14 protein-coding genes, 1 tRNA gene and 3 pseudogenes are annotated in these 15,437 nt (G+C 29.8%); 12 read left to right on the forward strand and 6 right to left on the reverse strand.

Translation table 11 applies throughout. The features are described from left to right. Both AJ936_RS10640 and AJ936_RS10790 read left to right on the forward strand, forming a co-directional pair. Window positions 1-240, forward strand: a pseudogene (locus AJ936_RS10640) (ribbon-helix-helix domain-containing protein); the annotation flags it as partial. 45 nt (window positions 241-285) lie between these two features. After that, window positions 286-372: pseudogene (locus AJ936_RS10790) on the forward strand (CopG family transcriptional regulator); the annotation flags it as partial. An 86-nt stretch (window positions 373-458) separates the two neighbouring features. Here the strand turns inward: AJ936_RS10790 and AJ936_RS08630 are convergent. The 4 genes from AJ936_RS08630 to htrA form a co-directional block, all read right to left on the reverse strand. Beyond that, window positions 459-533, reverse strand: a tRNA-Asn gene (locus AJ936_RS08630). A gap of 91 nt (window positions 534-624) precedes the next feature. Further along, window positions 625-1,872, reverse strand: coding sequence for an ArsS family sensor histidine kinase (locus AJ936_RS08635; RefSeq protein WP_002853920.1), 1,248 nt, complete (start codon window positions 1,870-1,872; stop codon window positions 625-627). Further along, on the reverse strand, window positions 1,869-2,543 hold the full coding sequence (locus AJ936_RS08640; protein ID WP_002777451.1) for a response regulator transcription factor: 675 nt from the start codon (window positions 2,541-2,543) through the stop codon (window positions 1,869-1,871). The genes AJ936_RS08635 and AJ936_RS08640 overlap by 4 nt, the downstream gene beginning before the upstream one ends. Window positions 2,544-2,618: 75 nt before the next feature. After that, entirely contained in the window at window positions 2,619-4,037 is a 1,419-nt protein-coding gene (gene htrA / locus AJ936_RS08645; RefSeq protein ID WP_070274382.1) for a serine protease HtrA, read from the reverse strand. 199 nt (window positions 4,038-4,236) lie between these two features. Between htrA and AJ936_RS08650 the strand changes: the two genes are divergently transcribed. The 8 genes from AJ936_RS08650 to AJ936_RS08685 are packed head-to-tail and all read left to right on the forward strand — an operon-like array spanning window position 4,237 to window position 11,926. Then, a complete protein-coding gene (locus AJ936_RS08650) occupies window positions 4,237-5,130 on the forward strand; it encodes a DnaJ C-terminal domain-containing protein (RefSeq protein WP_070274384.1) in 894 nt (297 codons plus the stop codon). A 15-nt stretch (window positions 5,131-5,145) separates the two neighbouring features. Further along, window positions 5,146-5,520, forward strand: a complete 375-nt coding sequence (hspR, locus tag AJ936_RS08655) for a heat shock transcriptional regulator HspR (RefSeq protein ID WP_070274386.1) — start codon at window positions 5,146-5,148, stop codon at window positions 5,518-5,520. Between the two features lie 6 nt (window positions 5,521-5,526). Continuing rightward, window positions 5,527-7,152, forward strand: coding sequence for a cation:proton antiporter (locus AJ936_RS08660; protein WP_070261339.1), 1,626 nt, complete (start codon window positions 5,527-5,529; stop codon window positions 7,150-7,152). Between the two features lie 9 nt (window positions 7,153-7,161). Then, window positions 7,162-7,494 carry a hypothetical protein gene (locus AJ936_RS08665; RefSeq protein WP_002853180.1) on the forward strand — a complete coding sequence of 111 codons (333 nt, stop codon included), beginning with the start codon at window positions 7,162-7,164 and terminating at the stop codon, window positions 7,492-7,494. Next, on the forward strand, window positions 7,491-8,111 hold the full coding sequence (locus AJ936_RS08670) for an HAD family hydrolase (protein WP_044779052.1): 621 nt from the start codon (window positions 7,491-7,493) through the stop codon (window positions 8,109-8,111). The genes AJ936_RS08665 and AJ936_RS08670 overlap by 4 nt, the downstream gene beginning before the upstream one ends. 55 nt (window positions 8,112-8,166) lie before the next feature. Further along, window positions 8,167-10,161, forward strand: a complete 1,995-nt coding sequence (glyS, locus tag AJ936_RS08675; RefSeq protein WP_044780101.1) for a glycine--tRNA ligase subunit beta — start codon at window positions 8,167-8,169, stop codon at window positions 10,159-10,161. After that, on the forward strand, window positions 10,158-10,979 hold the full coding sequence (locus AJ936_RS08680; RefSeq protein ID WP_002870995.1) for a M23 family metallopeptidase: 822 nt from the start codon (window positions 10,158-10,160) through the stop codon (window positions 10,977-10,979). Before glyS ends, AJ936_RS08680 begins: the two co-directional genes overlap by 4 nt. Then, entirely contained in the window at window positions 10,976-11,926 is a 951-nt protein-coding gene (locus AJ936_RS08685) for an SAM-dependent methyltransferase (protein WP_002870996.1), read from the forward strand. The genes AJ936_RS08680 and AJ936_RS08685 overlap by 4 nt, the downstream gene beginning before the upstream one ends. Here the strand turns inward: AJ936_RS08685 and AJ936_RS08690 are convergent. After that, window positions 11,923-12,897: an exopolyphosphatase gene (locus AJ936_RS08690; protein WP_002870997.1), complete on the reverse strand. Its 975-nt coding sequence runs from the start codon at window positions 12,895-12,897 to the stop codon at window positions 11,923-11,925. The two genes, AJ936_RS08685 and AJ936_RS08690, sit on opposite strands and share 4 nt — an antisense overlap. A gap of 55 nt (window positions 12,898-12,952) precedes the next feature. On the opposite strand from AJ936_RS08690, the gene AJ936_RS08695 reads away from it, so the two are divergent. Together AJ936_RS08695 and pdxA are read left to right on the forward strand one after the other, a co-directional pair. Then, the gene (locus AJ936_RS08695) at window positions 12,953-13,726 is read left to right on the forward strand and encodes a pyridoxine 5'-phosphate synthase (RefSeq protein WP_002870998.1); all 774 of its coding nucleotides are present in this window, start codon (window positions 12,953-12,955) and stop codon (window positions 13,724-13,726) included. Beyond that, a complete protein-coding gene (pdxA, locus tag AJ936_RS08700; RefSeq protein ID WP_070274388.1) occupies window positions 13,723-14,817 on the forward strand; it encodes a 4-hydroxythreonine-4-phosphate dehydrogenase in 1,095 nt (364 codons plus the stop codon). The genes AJ936_RS08695 and pdxA overlap by 4 nt, the downstream gene beginning before the upstream one ends. Here pdxA and AJ936_RS08705 read toward each other — a convergent pair. Next, window positions 14,807-15,408 (reverse strand): annotated as a pseudogene (locus AJ936_RS08705) (hypothetical protein). The gene pdxA and the pseudogene AJ936_RS08705 overlap by 11 nt on opposite strands. Window positions 15,409-15,437 lie beyond the last annotated feature (29 nt).

Genomic DNA, 15,437 nt, shown 5'->3' on the forward strand with positions numbered 1-15,437 from the left:
ATGAAACACAATGTAAAAACTTATTCTTTTAGAATGCCTTTAGAGCTTAAGGAGCGTTTGGATAATTTAAGTAAAAATCTTTCTAAGCCAAAATCAGCTATAATAAAAGAAGCTATAGAAGCTTATCTTAATGAAGTTGAAGATTTTTCTTTTGCTGTTAATGCCCTAGAAGAACTTAAAGATGGGGATTATCGAAAGGCGAGTAAAAAAATAGATAAAATTGTCAAAAATCTTCAAGAAAATTCTAATGATAACGAACTTGGTGATTTTGATTTTGCTATTGAAGCTTTAGAAGAACTTAAAGATGGGGATTATCAAAAGGCGAGTAAAAAAATAGATAAAATTGTCAAAAATCTTAAACAAACAAAATAAAAACTTTATCACAATTTTTTGTGATAAAGACTTATTAATTTTTTATGTTAAAATACATTTACGAATATTAAAATGGAGTTAAAAAGTGGCTCCGGATGTAGGATTCGAACCTACGACCAATCGGTTAACAGCCGACTACTCTACCGCTGAGCTAATCCGGAATATTTAAAAGTAAAATGTAATTATAGTGAAATTAAAAAACTTTGTCAAGGGTTTTTACACAAAAATGCATTTTTTATACAAAAAATTAATTTACTCCTTAACAATAACACTTTTTAAATTTCTAAAATAAAACAAATTTACCCCATCTTCATATAAATAATCAAGCTTCATTCCATGTGTTTCTAAAATAGTATTTACAATATAAAGCCCTAATCCAAAACTTGATTTTTGTTTTGATCCTTGAGTAAAAGCTTGAGTATAATATTCTAAAGTATTGTTAAGCTCAGGACCACGATTTTTAAAACAAATATAATCGTCTATAATATCAATTTGCACAAACCCATCTTCAGAATGTTTAATACCATTATCTATCATATTTTTAATCGCTGTAGTAAAAAGTTTAAAATCCACATTTACAAAAAAACTTTCTTCCATAAAAATACGTATATTGCTATCATCTCGCATTGCAATTTCTTTGGCTTCATCTAAAACATCTAAAATATTGTATTTTTTTCTATTTATAAAAGCAGCCCCTGAAGTAATTTGCTCAATAGCAGCAAATTCATTAATTAAAATTTCAAGTCTAGTAAAAACCCCATTTAAGCGCTCTTTATATTTATTATCTTCTATCATTTCCAAAGTTAAAAGCCCCTTAGTAATAGGAGTTTTGAGTTCATGCATAATATTTCTTAAAAAAAACTGACGAGATTGATTTAGCTTTCGAATTTGAACAATGGCTTGATAAAAAGCTTCACTTACTTGTGAAATTTCATCCACCCCAGTGCTTACATCTTCTATATCATTAAGCTTTCCTTGGGCAAATTTATCAATTTGTTTTTTAAGTCTTTTGAGTGGTTTTAATTTTTTAAATATATAAATATAAAGCAATACAAGAATACAAATCACAGCTACAGCTATGGCTTTGATAATAAAATACCTATAGGTTTGATAATCTTGATCCTTATAAAGATAAACCTTTCCATCATAAATAATATTTAAATACACCTGTCTATTATAAGAAATAATCTCGATTAAGCCATTATTAACCTCAACTCTAGCTAAAACATCACCCCTAAAAAGAATTTTACGGATCTGCTTTGCTTCTGTTATCTCATCCATTTTATTATAATTTTTTGTCTGCTCTTCAAATTCTTTTTCACTGATAACTCCTGCAAAATTTAAGAGCCTTGCATTAGCTATTAAAGAATATTTTGTATTTAATTCTCTAGTATAATTTTGCTGATCGTATTCTATAAGCCACAAAAAGCCAAGTATAACACTAACCCCAGCAAAAATAAAAATAAAAGTTATAGTATAGAAAATCGAAGATTTATTCATTGGGTAAGCTTATAACCTATTCCACGTATAGAGTGAATATATTTTGGAGTTTTTGGATCATCTCCCATCTTTTGACGAATTCTACTGATAATAACATCTATACTTTTATTGCTAGAATCCTCACTAATAGAAGAACAATTATAAACAAGCTCTTCGCGACTTACCACTCCACCCTCTTTTTTAATCAAATAGCTTAAAATATCAAATTCAGCATTAGTTAAAGTAAGCTCTTGTCCTTTCATGGTAATAATATGCTTATATTGATCATAAACAAGATCTTTTACACTTTTTGCTATGGCGCTTTTTGTATTTGAAATACGTCTTAAATGACTTTTAATACGTGCTTGCAATTCTTTTGGATTATAAGGTTTTGGTAGGTAATCATCTGCTCCAAGCTCTAAAGCATTAACCTTATCTGTAATATCATGTCTTGCACTTGAAATAATAATAGGCGTATCATACTTTTTACGAATTTCTTCACACACTTCAAGCCCATCAAGCCCTGGCAAAGAAAGATCTAAAATGATAAGCTGATACTCTTTTAATGCGAGCTTAGAAAGACCTATATAAGGCTCATGAGCTATATCAACTTTCATATCAAATTTTTCCAAATATTCAGCTGTAATTTCCGCTAATTCTAAATCGTCTTCTATCATAAGAATATTTGTCATAGTTTTCCTTTATTTTAAACTTAATTTTAATTTTAAACTAAAATTTATAACGAAAGGAAAATCCTTCCGTTATTTTTATTTAAGCACAAGCAAAGTCGCAAAACCATTGCGATATACCCAAACTTTAGTAAATTCTTTTTTGTTAACTTGTTTTAAAGCTTGTTCTAAATCTTTTAAATTTCTAATTTCACTTTGTCCAACACCTATGATAATATCACCCTCTTGGAAACCAGAATTTTTTCCTTTGCTCTTTTCTTTAACACTATCCACCAAAACACCATTAACATCTTTTGGAATTTGCAAACGATCCTTAAGTCTTGGTTCCAAATTTCTCAAACTCAAACCATCAATCAAATCGCTTTGTACGCCTTTAGGATTTTCTTTTTCACCTTTAAGAGTAAAATTTGCTTGCTTATTTTCTCCATCTCTTTCGTAACTTAATGAAATTTTTTGACCAATCTCTAAAGTTCCTATATAATTTTTAAGATCAATAGGACTTTTTATAACCTTATCATTAACTTTAGTAACTAAATCTCCACGCTTAAGCCCTGCTTCATCAGCACTTGAACCTTTTTGAACATCAGTGATTAAAGCTCCTTCTTGATTTTTGTAAGCTTTTTTAGTATCACCTTGCAAAGCTGAAATAGTCACACCCAAAAATCCTCTATCAATCTTGCCTTTTTCAATAAGTTTTTTAGCTATATCTTTAACCATATTTGAAGGTATAGCAAAACCTATGCCGTTGTTTCCACCTCCGCGAGAAAGAATAGCTGAATTAATACCTACTAAATATCCGCGACTATCCACCAAAGCTCCACCTGAATTTCCTGGATTGATAGAAGCATCTGTTTGTATAAAATTTTCATATTGATTTAAACCTATATTGTCTTTATTTAAAGCAGATATTATCCCACTTGTAACACTAAAACCGACTCCAAAAGGATTTCCAAGTGCAAAAACAACATCTCCTTCCATTAAATCATCAGAATTTGTGAAAGTAATAGCTGAAAGATTATTAGCCTCTATTTTTATAACAGCCAAATCTGTTTTTGGATCTTTACCTATAAGTTTTGCTTTATATTCTGTATCACTTCCTGGTAAATTCACTGTAATCGTATCAGCATCATCTACAACGTGATTATTTGTTACTATATAACCATCTTTTGAAATAATCACCCCTGATCCCAAAGAACTCACTACTTCTTTATCATTTTTTCCCTTTCTTTGAGGAAAATCAAAATCAAAAAATTGTTTAAAATAAGGATCATTAAAAAAATCATCCAAAGGACTTGGACGATTCGCTCTTGTAATAGTTTTTGAGGTAGAAATATTAACCACTGATTTTTTTGCATCTTTAATAGAATCATGATAAGAAAGCACTACATTTCCAGCAGCAGGATTTAGACGATTAGCCGTTGTAGTTGATTCGTTAAAATTAATACTTGCGGCAAATAAAGCACTCGCTAAACTTAATGATAAAAAAATCTTTTTCATTTCATTTCCTTTTATTCTTAAAGATAAATTATTTCGTAAAATATTTTACTGTCTTCATAGTATAAAACCGAAAATTTACAAAATTGTAAATAAAACCTTGAGTGATAAAAATTTATAAAACTTGATTGACTTAGGCTAAAGTTTATGTTATAATTTAATCCTTTATATAATCAAGTAAAAATTTTTAAGGAAATATAACATGAATAGTTTATACGAAACTCTTGGAGTTAGCAAAAACGCTAGTGCAGATGAAATAAAAAAAGCTTACCGTCGCCTAGCTAGAAAATATCATCCTGATATCAACAAAGAAAAAGGCGCGGAAGAAAAATTTAAAGAAATTAATGCCGCTTATGAAATTTTAAGTGACGAAAAAAAACGAGCTCAGTATGACCAATATGGCGATTCTATGTTTGGTGGACAAAGTTTTCATGATTTTTCAAGAAATACTGGTGGGGTAAATTTAGACGATATTTTAAAAGATCTCTTTGGAGGAGGCTTTGGTGGACGCTCAAGAGGGGGTTTTAACGGCTTTTCTTCAAAAGGCTTTAGCAGTGGTTTTGGAGGATTTGGAGGTTTTGAAGAAGAAAATTTAGACAGCAATTTAGAGCTTCACATTCCTTTTGAAAAAGCTGTTAAAGGCGGGGAGCATAGTTTTAATTTTCAAGGCGAAACCATTAAATTTAAAATTCCACACGGTATAAAAGAAGGCGAGAAACTAAGAATTCGCTCTAAAGGAAAACAAAGCAGAAATGGAACTAGAGGCGATTTAATCATTATTGTAAGAATAGAAGAAAGTCCTATTTACACAAGAGAAGACGATGATTTATATCAAAAGGTTGATATTTCTTTAAAAACTGCACTTTTTGGTGGAAAAATAAATATAAAAACACTCAAAGAAGGCAAGGAAGAAGCGACAATTAACATAACACCTAATTCAAAAAATAACCAAAAAATTCGTTTAAAAGGTTATGGGGTGCAAAATAGAAAAAGTGATATTTATGGAGATATGTACTTGATTTTAAATGTTGTTTTGCCAAATTTAGATACTCTTGATAAAAAATTTATAGAACTCTTAAAAGAAAAATTACCTTAAAGAAAGGAATAAAATATGGAACACCATTATGATGAACCTGTATATTTAATCAGTGTTGTGGCTAAAGTTTTAAGCATACATCCGCAAACCTTAAGGCAATACGAAAGAGAAGGATTGATAGAACCAAGTAGAACCGATGGCAAAATAAGACTTTATTCTCAAAGAGATATTGACCGTATTAAACTTATATTACGTTTAACAAGAGACATGGGAATCAATCTTGCTGGAGTAGATGTTATCTTAAAATTAAAAAACCAACTTCACGAATTTGAAAATTTAATTGATGAACTACGCTTAGAATTAAGTAAACAACAAGATAAAGAAGCGGCTAGTAAAGCCGTTATCAAGCATAAAAATAGCTTTGACTTGATTTTTTATGAGAAAAAATAAAAAATAATGGATAATTTTTTAGAAATTTTTTTAATCACCGTTGCTATAGCTATAGTTTTAAATGTCATATTTAAAAAATTTGAAATTCCAACTATCATTGGATATATAGCTGCTGGAGAAATCATTTCTGAAATTTATCATTTAAGCGGCAAAGGCGAAATCACCCATATAGCCGAATTTGGTATAGTGTTTTTAATGTTTACCATAGGGCTTGAATTTTCTTTTAAGCATTTAATGGCAATGAAACAAGAAGTTTTTTTAAACGGCTCTTTGCAGATGCTTACTTGTGGCTTTGTTTTTATGCTACTTGCTATAGGAATTTTGGGACTTGGAGATAAAAGCGCTACCATAGCAGGCTTTGCACTAGCACTTTCTTCAACCGCAGTGGTGCTTAAAATTTTAAATGATAATGGTGATATAAATGAGCAATATGGCAGAAAAGCATTGGGAATTTTGCTTTTTCAAGATATAGCCGTTATTCCTTTGCTTTTGCTTGTAGATATTTTTTCATCCAACAATCAAAACATAGAAAAACTCCTTTTTACCACTTTAATTTCAGCACTTATTTTAATCACTTTATTATTTTTCATAGGTAAATATCTAGTGGATAGAATTTTTAGACTCATTATTCACACTTCTTCTCAAGAAATTTTTATTAGTACTGTTTTATTTATGGTTATTGGAGCAAGTTTTTTAGCAAATTATTTCGGATTTTCTTATTCTTTGGGTGCTTTTATAGCAGGTGCTTTGATAGCAGAAACAAAATATAAACACAAAATAGAAGCGGACTTGATCCCATTTAGAGATTTGCTTTTAGGACTTTTTTTCATAACTGTAGGTATGCAAATTCAACTTGATGTAGTAGTGCAAAATTGGTTTTTAATCATAGTTTTAACCCTTCTTGTAATGGCTTTAAAATTTGGTATAGTTTTTGGCTTTTTATTTCTTTACACCAAAAAAAGAGTAGCACTTAAAACAGCTTTTGCCATAGCGCAAATTGGCGAATTTGCACTAGCAATTTTTTCTCTTTTACAAGCAAAAAATATGCTTGATATCAAAACTTCACAAATTTTAATTGTTGTTTCTATCTTAACCATGATTATCACGCCTTTTATTTTAAACAATATAAGAAAAATTACCAATGTTGTAGAAGATATAGCACTTAATACCAACGCTGTGCAAAATATTGACAGCAATATCAAGCTTAAAAATCATCTTGTTGTTTTTGGCTACGGACGCTTAGGACAAGAAGTCGTACAAAAAATCAAAAACACAGGCGTACCTTATCTTGTTTTAGAAAGTGATTTAAATTTAGTAGAACTTGGAGTTAGTCGGGGTGAAAATGTCGTTTTTGCCAATGCTGCTCAAGAAGAAACCTTAAAAATTGCCAATATAGAAGAATGTGCCGTAGCTATTATCACAGTTACAAATGAAGCTAAACTTGAAATTTTATGTCAAGTGCTAGCTAATTATCCAAAACCTATAGACACTATCATTCATGTAAATGGAACTTTGAAAAAGATGCTTTTTTCTAGCATAGATGAAAATATACGCATCATTCGCTCTGAAAAAGTAATCGCTAGAAATTTAGTTCAAGAAGCACTAGAATGCCGCATTCATAAAAATACCTAAGGAAGAATTTTGACAAAAAATGAAGAAAAAGCCTTACGCGTAAAATACCTAAGAAATCTTGAAAAATTTTTCAATGGCGCTATATCTGCACTTAAAAAAGAAGATTTTGATAAAACTAAATTTGAAGAAAGAATGTTAAAAAATGCTAAATTTTTTGAAAAAAATCCCGCGGTAAATCTTAACTCAACTTACGCAAAAAATCTTGAATTTTTTGTCAATGCTTGTTTAGATTTTTCCAAAGAAAAAAGCGAACTTTTAAATCTTGCCAATGCTTTAGATAAGCAAAAAAAACAAGGTGAGAAAAAAGAAAAACACAAAAATTATTTAAAGGATTATGAATGATTAATGTATTTTTTGATATGGATGGAACTTTAATCGATAGTGCAAATGCCATTTCTTGTGCAGTTAATGAAATAAGGCAGGATTTAAACCTAGCCCCACTTTCAAGAGAAATCATTATGCAAACCATCAATACTCCCAATATTGACTGGGCAAAAGAACTTTATAATATAGAAAATTTCCATCATTCTAGTTTTAAAGAAGGCTACGAAAAATATTTTGTCAAACACTACGAACAAAGCGTGGTGCTTTTTGAAGGAGTGAAAGAACTTTTAGAATTTTTAAAAAGCAAAAATTGTTTTTTAGCTATTGCTACTAACGCCCCTCAAAGCTCACTTTCAAGTATACTTAAAAAACACGATATCATTCCTTATTTTGATAAAATTTTAGGCATAAGTTTAGGCATAGAACCCAAACCTCATCCTATGATGCTAGAGCTTTTAAAAAGCGAGGCTCCACATAAAACAAGCGTTTTTATAGGAGATAGTCAAAAAGATAAAGAATGTGCTAAAAATGCCAATTTGCCTTATTTTCATGCCAAATGGTATCAAAAAGATTTAAAAGAAAATGAATTTAGCAACGCTAGTGAACTTAAAGGCTTTTTGCAAAAGTATTTATAAGTTTTTTAATGAAATTTTAGTTAAAATTAGAAACAAATTTTAAAAAGAGTAAATTATGAGTGAATTATTAATAGAAATTGGCACAGAAGAATTACCTGCTATTCCTTTGTTAAAAGAATTAGCTAATATAGAAAAAAAATGGAAAAATGTTTTAGAAGAATATCGCTTGGTAAGTGATTTTAAATTTTATTATACTCCGCGTCGTTTAGTTTTTTTTCATGAAAATTTTGCAGACAAACAAGAAGATAGTTTTGCTGAATTTATAGGAGCACCTAAAAATGTTGCTTATAAAGATGGAGTTTTAACTCCTGCGGGACAAAGCTTCCTGCAAAAAGCAGGGATCAGCGAAAATGAACTCGCTTTTAAAGAAATCAAAGGTAAGGAAGTTTTATATCATCAAAAAGCTATCAAAGGTTTACAAAGTCAAGAAATTTTAGGAGAAATGGTAGAAAAATTTCTAAAAAGTCTTAGTTTTGGCAAAAGTATGCGTTGGGGTGCAAATTCTTTTGAATTCATTCGTGCGATCCGTTCTATAGCTTGCATTTTAAATGATGAACTTGTTGATTTTCAAAGTTATGGGGTAAAAAGTGCTAAAAAAACTTTCATTCACAGAAGTGTAAGTTATGATTTGAAAGATTTTAACAATGCAAAAGAATATTTTGAACTACTAGAAAAAAACTATATCATCCTTGATCCAATCAAAAGAAAAGAAAAAATACTTGAACAATTTAAACTCATAGAAAGTCAAAAAAATATACAAATTGGAGAAGATGAGGAGCTTTTAGCTGAAGTAGTTGCTATCACAGAATATCCTAATGCACTTTTAGGAAGCTTTGAAGAAGAATTTTTAGAAATTCCTAGCGAAGTCATCATCACTTCAATGAGAGAAAATCAACGCTATTTTGCGGTTTTTAACGACAAAGGCTTAAGTAATCATTTTATAGTAGTAAGCAATGCAGTATGTAAGGATTATTCAAAAATCATACATGGAAATGAAAGAGTTTTGCGTGCAAGACTTAGCGATGCAATGTTTTTTTATCAAAATGATTTACAAAATGGTTTGCAACCTGAAAAACTTGCCAAAATGACTTATCTTGAAGGTTTAGGCACAATGCAAGATAAAAGTTTAAGAGAGATTAAAATTGCTGAAATTTTATGTCAAATGCTTCATAATGATAAAATCGAAAATATCAGCACAGCACTAAAATACGCCAAAGCAGACTTAGCCACACAAATGGTTTATGAATTTACTGATTTGCAAGGCATTATGGGAAGTTATTATACGCAAAAAATGGGCTTAGATTATGAAATTTGCCTAGCCATCAAAGAACAATATCTTCCTAATTCTGAACAAGCTCCACTTCCAAGCACAGAATTTTCAAGCATAGTAGCCCTTGCAAACAAGCTTGATACCCTTATAGGACTTTTTAGTATAGGAAAAATTCCAAGCGGAACAAAGGATCCTTATGCCTTAAGAAGAGCAGCCAATGGGATCATTAAAATCGCTCTAAATTTAAATAAAGAATTTGATATCCAAATTTTATTAGAAAAACTTTCAAGTCATTATAAAAGCTTTGATATGCAAATTTTAAAAGATTTTATTTTTGAAAGACTTTATACTTTTTATACGGTCAATGCTTCTTTTGTAAAAGCGGTTTTAAGCTCACAAAATACAGATCTTATTCATATCAATCAAAGCGTAAATGCTCTTATAAAACTTAGCAAAAAAGATAATTTTAATGAAAATTTTGCAACCTTTAAAAGACTAGCCAATATCGCCACTAAAAATCCTCATAAAGTTGATGAAAGTCTTTTTACTCAAGAAGCAGAAAGCAAACTTTACAAAGCTTTTCAAGAAAAAACTAAAGCCAACTCTTTACAAGAAAAACTTGAAAATCTTTTTGCACTCAAGCCTTTTATCGACGAGTTTTTTAATCAAGTAATGATTAATGCTGAAGATGAAAAACTTAAAAATAATCGCCAAGCTTTGGTTTATGAAATTTATGCGGAGTTTTTAAAAATCGCCGATCTTAAAGAGTTAAGCCTATGAAAGCCTTATGGCTTTTTTTAAGCCTTACTCTTTGGCTTTTTGGAGCTCAAAATTTAGAACTCATCAAAGGTCAAGCTTTATTTTTGGAGCTAGATAAGAAAGATTTTTTATCTTTAAAAAATAATGATAAAAATATTCTCACCTTTGCACATCCTAAAAATCAAGAAAAAATTCTAGCTATTTTTTCCTTACCTTACAAAAATCCCCCGAAAAATACAAAACTTATCGCATTTTATAAAAATAAAAAAGAAGAAATTTTCATAAAAACTTTAGAAGGTAATTATAAAAGTGAAAAATTGCAAGTTGAAAACAAAAAGATTTTTCCGCCAAAAACCGTACAAGAACGCATCGCTAAAGAATTAAAAGAAGCCAATGCGATTTATAGCTCTTATACTCCAAAAGCTTTATTTAACGGTGCTTTTAATATACCTTTAAAATCTTTTATCACAAGTGATTTTGGTAAAGCAAGAACTTTTAATGAAAAAGTAGCAAGTTATCACAGTGGAACAGACTTTAGAGCTGCCACAGGAACGCCTATTTATGCAGCCAATTCAGGCATAGTAAAAATTGCAAAAGATCGTTATTTTGCAGGAAATTCAGTAGTCATTGATCATGGTTTTGGAATTTATTCACAATACTATCATCTTTCTAAAATCGATGTTAAAGTAGGACAAAAGATAAAAAAAGGTGAGCTTATAGGACTTAGCGGGGCTACAGGTAGGGTAAGTGGGCCGCATTTGCATTTTGGAATTTTAGCTGGAGGCAAACAAGTCGATCCTTTGGATTTTGTCTCCAAATTTAATGCTATTTTTCAATGAAATTTAGTGACTTTTTCCATGCTTGGCTCCATGAGAGCTATTATAAAAATGCTGTAAGTATAGGAAAAAACGGAGATTTTTTTACTGCTGTGAGCGTAGGAAATCTTTTTGGCACACTTTTAGCCAAGCATTTTTTAAATTTAATAGATAAAAAAATTTTACAACTCCCTTTAGAACTTGTAGAAATAGGCGCTAATGAAGGCTATTTAAGTCGTGATTTTTTATCCGCTTTGCTTGAATTAAGACCTGAAATTTTTTCTCAAATTTCTTTTTTCGTCATAGAACCGCATGAAAAATTAAGAGCTTTACAAAAAAACACTTTAGAAGGAGTGGAATTTACTCACAAAAATAACCTTAAAGAATGCCATTTTAAGAACGCTTTTTTCTTTTGCAATGAACTTTTTGATAGTTTTACTTGCGAACTTATAAATCATGATAAAATGGCATTTGTAGAAAATTTTAAACTTATTTTTAAAAATATGGATGAAAATTTAATCACAAAATGCAAAGCTTTAAATTTTACAAAAGGCGAACTCAGCTTAGAACTTGAAAATTTTTTTAAAGATTTAGATCAAGCTTGCGATAGATTTGTATTTGCAGGATTTGACTATGGAACTTTTAATGTACAAAATTTTAGCTTAAGAATCTATCAAAAGCACGAAGTTTTTAGCCCTTTTGAAGTATCTTTAAAAGATTTTTTCGGCAAAAGCGATCTAACTTATAATGTTAATTTTACCCATCTTCAAAAACTCATCAAAGCATATGATTTTAAACCTTTAAATTTTAAAAAACAAAGTCTTGCTTTAATGGATTTTGGTTTTGAAGATTTATTAGAGTACACAAAAAATAAAAACATTAAAACTTACGAAAGTTTTTTATCTCAAGCTAAAATTTTATTTTTTAATTTTGATGAAAAATTTCATTTTTTCGAATTCCAAAAAAATTAAAATTTGATATTTTTCATACTCGCCAAACAAACTCCCTCCCTTAAACCCTCATCAATGACTAGAAGTTTATGTTTATCAAACAAAGCATAAAACAGCAAACAACCTGCACTCAAATAATTTTTTCTCATCATACCTACTTCTTTTATGGCCTTTTTTTCTTCCATATGAAAAAGTTTAATAGCATAATTTAAAAAATCCTTATGGCAAAGTTTTTTACCATTTACTCTACTTGCTTCATACTTTTCATAGCTTATATTTTGTTTTAATGCACCAAGTGTAGTAGGAACTCCGGAATTTAAAACCACCGTTTTAACCCCTAAAGAACGAAGTTCCTTTTTAATCATAACCACCTCATCAAAAGCCCTAAAAGCTAGATGCTTTAAATAGGGATTTGCAATTAAAAAATGAATTTTAAGTTTTTTATCTTTAATATTGATGATAAATTTAGGATATTTTTTTATCAATTTTTTATAAGAAATACAAGATTTACAATAAGAATAGCGATTTTTTTCATAAAAACTAATAATACCAAAATCAAAACTTTTAAAACTTTTTCTAAAAGAAAGCTCACAAGAAGCCCCTCCTAAATCACAATACGCAAACTCTCCCCAAATTTTAAGCCTTCTTAAACCTGATTGCATGCCTAAAACACTGATCTTAGCTTCACTTTTAGCATCTATAAGCTTAAAATCAATCCCAAATTCTTCTTTTAAATGGGCAAAAATTTCATTTGTATTGCTTGCTTTTCTAAAAGCTGCAGTCGCCACAGCTCTTGCTTTGCTTAAATCTTGCTCTTTAGCTAAAATACTCAAAGCATTTTTTAATCTTTGTATGGCTTCTTTAGAAATTTCTCCACTTTGATTTAAATTTTTCGCTGCTCCAATAACAAATTCATATTCTTTTAATTTATTTAATTTTTCATCCATTTGCACTGCTCTTAAAGTATTTGAACCAAGATCTATACCTAACATGACTTTCCTTGTTTGATTTTATAGTATAATAGCAAAAAAGTTCTAAAGGAAAAATATGCTTTTAGGTGTAAATATCGATCATATCGCAGTGTTAAGACAAGCTAGAATGGTAAATGATCCTGATCTTTTAGAGGCTGCTTTTATAGCAGCTAAACACGGAGATCAAATCACTTTGCATGTAAGAGAAGATCGCCGTCATGCTCAGGATTTTGACTTGGAAAATATCATAAAATTTTGCAAAAGCCCTATCAATTTAGAATGTGCTTTAAATGATGAAATTTTAAATTTAGCTCTTAAACTCAAACCCCACCGCGTTACTTTAGTACCTGAAAAAAGAGAAGAGCTTACTACAGAAGGGGGGCTTTGTTTAAATCATGCTAAATTAAAACAAAGCATAGAAAAACTTCAAAATGCAAACATTGAAGTTTCACTTTTTATTAATCCTAGTTTAGAAGATATAGAAAAATCAAAAATTTTAAAAGCCCAATTCATAGAACTTCATACAGGACATTATGCGAATTTACACAACGTACTTTTTAGCAATATCTCTCATACTGCTTTCGCCTTAAAAGAACTCAATCAAGATAAAAAAACCCTGCAAGCTCAATTTGAAAAAGAATTGCAAAATTTAACACTCTGTGCTAAAAAGGGCGTAGAACTTGGCTTAAAAGTAGCCGCAGGACATGGTTTAAATTACAAAAATGTAAAACCCGTAGTAAAAATTAAAGAAATTTGCGAGCTAAATATAGGACAAAGCATTGTAGCAAGATCTGTATTTACAGGACTTCAAAACGCTATTTTAGAAATGAAAGAACTCCTTAAAAGATGAAAAAACTAGCCATTAGCATAGGCGATATAAACGGCATAGGACTTGAAATTTTAGTGCGTTCTCATGAAGAACTAAGCAAAATCTGCACACCTTTTTATTTTATCCACGAAAGCTTGCTTGATAAAGCTTTAAAACTTTTAAATTTAAAACCTTTTAATGTAAAAATCGTAGCTTTTAAAGATAAAAAAGACTATGAGTTTAAATTTCTTAAAAAGCAAAATTCTCTTGAAATTTACTCTTTTTGCCTTCCTTTAGGCTTTAAAGTAGATGAAAATTTTGAAATCAAAGCCGGAAAAATAGATGCAAAAAGTGGACTTTATGGTTTTTTAAGCTTTAAGGCGGCAAGTTATTTTGTCTATGAAAAACACGCCCATGCCTTGCTTACTCTACCTATACACAAAAAAGCTTGGGAAGACGCAGGACTTAAATACAAAGGACATACCGATGCTTTAAGGGATTTTTTTAAAAAAAATGCCATTATGATGCTAGGTTGTAAAGAGCTGTTTGTAGGACTTTTTAGCGAACATGTACCTTTAGCTAAGGTGAGTAAAAAAATCACTTTTAAAAATTTAAGCATCTTTTTAAAAGATTTTTACAAAGAAACGCATTTTAAAAAAATAGGACTTTTAGGTTTTAATCCTCACGCTGGAGATTATGGAGTTATAGGTGGAGAAGAAGAAAAGATCATGGAAAAAGCTATAGCCTTTGTTAATGCCTTTTTACACTCTAAAAAAGATGAAAAATTTTTCAAAAAAGCCTTAAAAGATGAAAATTTACAAAAAGAATTGCTTTTAAATTTTAAAGGCAAGGGCGTTTATCTACCCTATCCTTTAGTAGCTGACACAGCTTTTACCAAGGCTGGTTTAAAAAACTGCAATCGTTTAGTGGCTATGTATCACGATCTTGCCCTTGCTCCTTTAAAGGCCTTGTATTTTGATAAAAGCATCAATGTGAGTTTAAATTTACCCATCATACGCGTTAGCGTTGATCATGGCACGGCCTTTGATAAAGCCTATAAAAACGCTAAAATCAACACTAAAAGTTATTTTGAAGCGGCTAAATTCGCAATTAATTTAAACCCTAAAGCTTAAATTTAGCCCTAGAATCAATCAAATCTTCTTTAGCCAAGCTGTCTATAAAATCTTGCAAATCTTTATTGATATTTAAACTTTGAGTGAGTAAATTTTCATATTTATCAACTTTATTTTTAAAAATTTGCCCTAAAACTTCTTTAGTCTTTATATCTTTTTTTGCTCTTTGCGTAAGTTCTAATAAAGCTTTAGCATAAGCTTCTTGCATGCAATCACTTGCATTGAGTAAAGGTAAAATAGGATTTTCCCCTGCTTTTGTATTTTGCATATTTTTTATACAAATTTTTCTTTCTTTAATCATCTTTTTTGAAATAGCTTTAAAATCTTTTTTCGTCTTTTTATCTGCTTTTTTGAAATATTTTGATACAAACTACTATAGATGTTATCTACTAAAGCAAGTTTTTTATTCTCAAATTCATTACGCACACCAATTTCATTACATATCATAAGCTCATCATCACTTTTACCATCATCTTTGATTTTAGAGCAATCAAAACTAGGTTTTACTTCATCTTTATAAATAAGCTCATCAAAACTCAAAGCCCCTAAACTCACCAAACTTAAACCAAGCAATAAAATAATTTTTTTCATTATTTACCTTTAAAAATTTTTATTTTATT

Source organism: Campylobacter sp. BCW_6877 (assembly GCF_001762445.1).
GTDB lineage: Bacteria > Campylobacterota > Campylobacteria > Campylobacterales > Campylobacteraceae > Campylobacter_D > Campylobacter_D jejuni.

Coding starts and splice junctions, on each gene's coding strand:
- AJ936_RS08635 (WP_002853920.1), bottom strand. CDS start 1,872: ATGAATAAATCTTCGATTTTCTATACTATAACTTTTATTTTTATTTTT.
- AJ936_RS08640 (WP_002777451.1), bottom strand. CDS start 2,543: ATGACAAATATTCTTATGATAGAAGACGATTTAGAATTAGCGGAAATT.
- htrA (WP_070274382.1), bottom strand. CDS start 4,037: ATGAAAAAGATTTTTTTATCATTAAGTTTAGCGAGTGCTTTATTTGCC.
- AJ936_RS08650 (WP_070274384.1), top strand. CDS start 4,237: ATGAATAGTTTATACGAAACTCTTGGAGTTAGCAAAAACGCTAGTGCA.
- hspR (WP_070274386.1), top strand. CDS start 5,146: ATGGAACACCATTATGATGAACCTGTATATTTAATCAGTGTTGTGGCT.
- AJ936_RS08660 (WP_070261339.1), top strand. CDS start 5,527: ATGGATAATTTTTTAGAAATTTTTTTAATCACCGTTGCTATAGCTATA.
- AJ936_RS08670 (WP_044779052.1), top strand. CDS start 7,491: ATGATTAATGTATTTTTTGATATGGATGGAACTTTAATCGATAGTGCA.
- glyS (WP_044780101.1), top strand. CDS start 8,167: ATGAGTGAATTATTAATAGAAATTGGCACAGAAGAATTACCTGCTATT.
- AJ936_RS08680 (WP_002870995.1), top strand. CDS start 10,158: ATGAAAGCCTTATGGCTTTTTTTAAGCCTTACTCTTTGGCTTTTTGGA.
- AJ936_RS08685 (WP_002870996.1), top strand. CDS start 10,976: ATGAAATTTAGTGACTTTTTCCATGCTTGGCTCCATGAGAGCTATTAT.
- AJ936_RS08690 (WP_002870997.1), bottom strand. CDS start 12,897: ATGTTAGGTATAGATCTTGGTTCAAATACTTTAAGAGCAGTGCAAATG.
- AJ936_RS08695 (WP_002870998.1), top strand. CDS start 12,953: ATGCTTTTAGGTGTAAATATCGATCATATCGCAGTGTTAAGACAAGCT.
- pdxA (WP_070274388.1), top strand. CDS start 13,723: ATGAAAAAACTAGCCATTAGCATAGGCGATATAAACGGCATAGGACTT.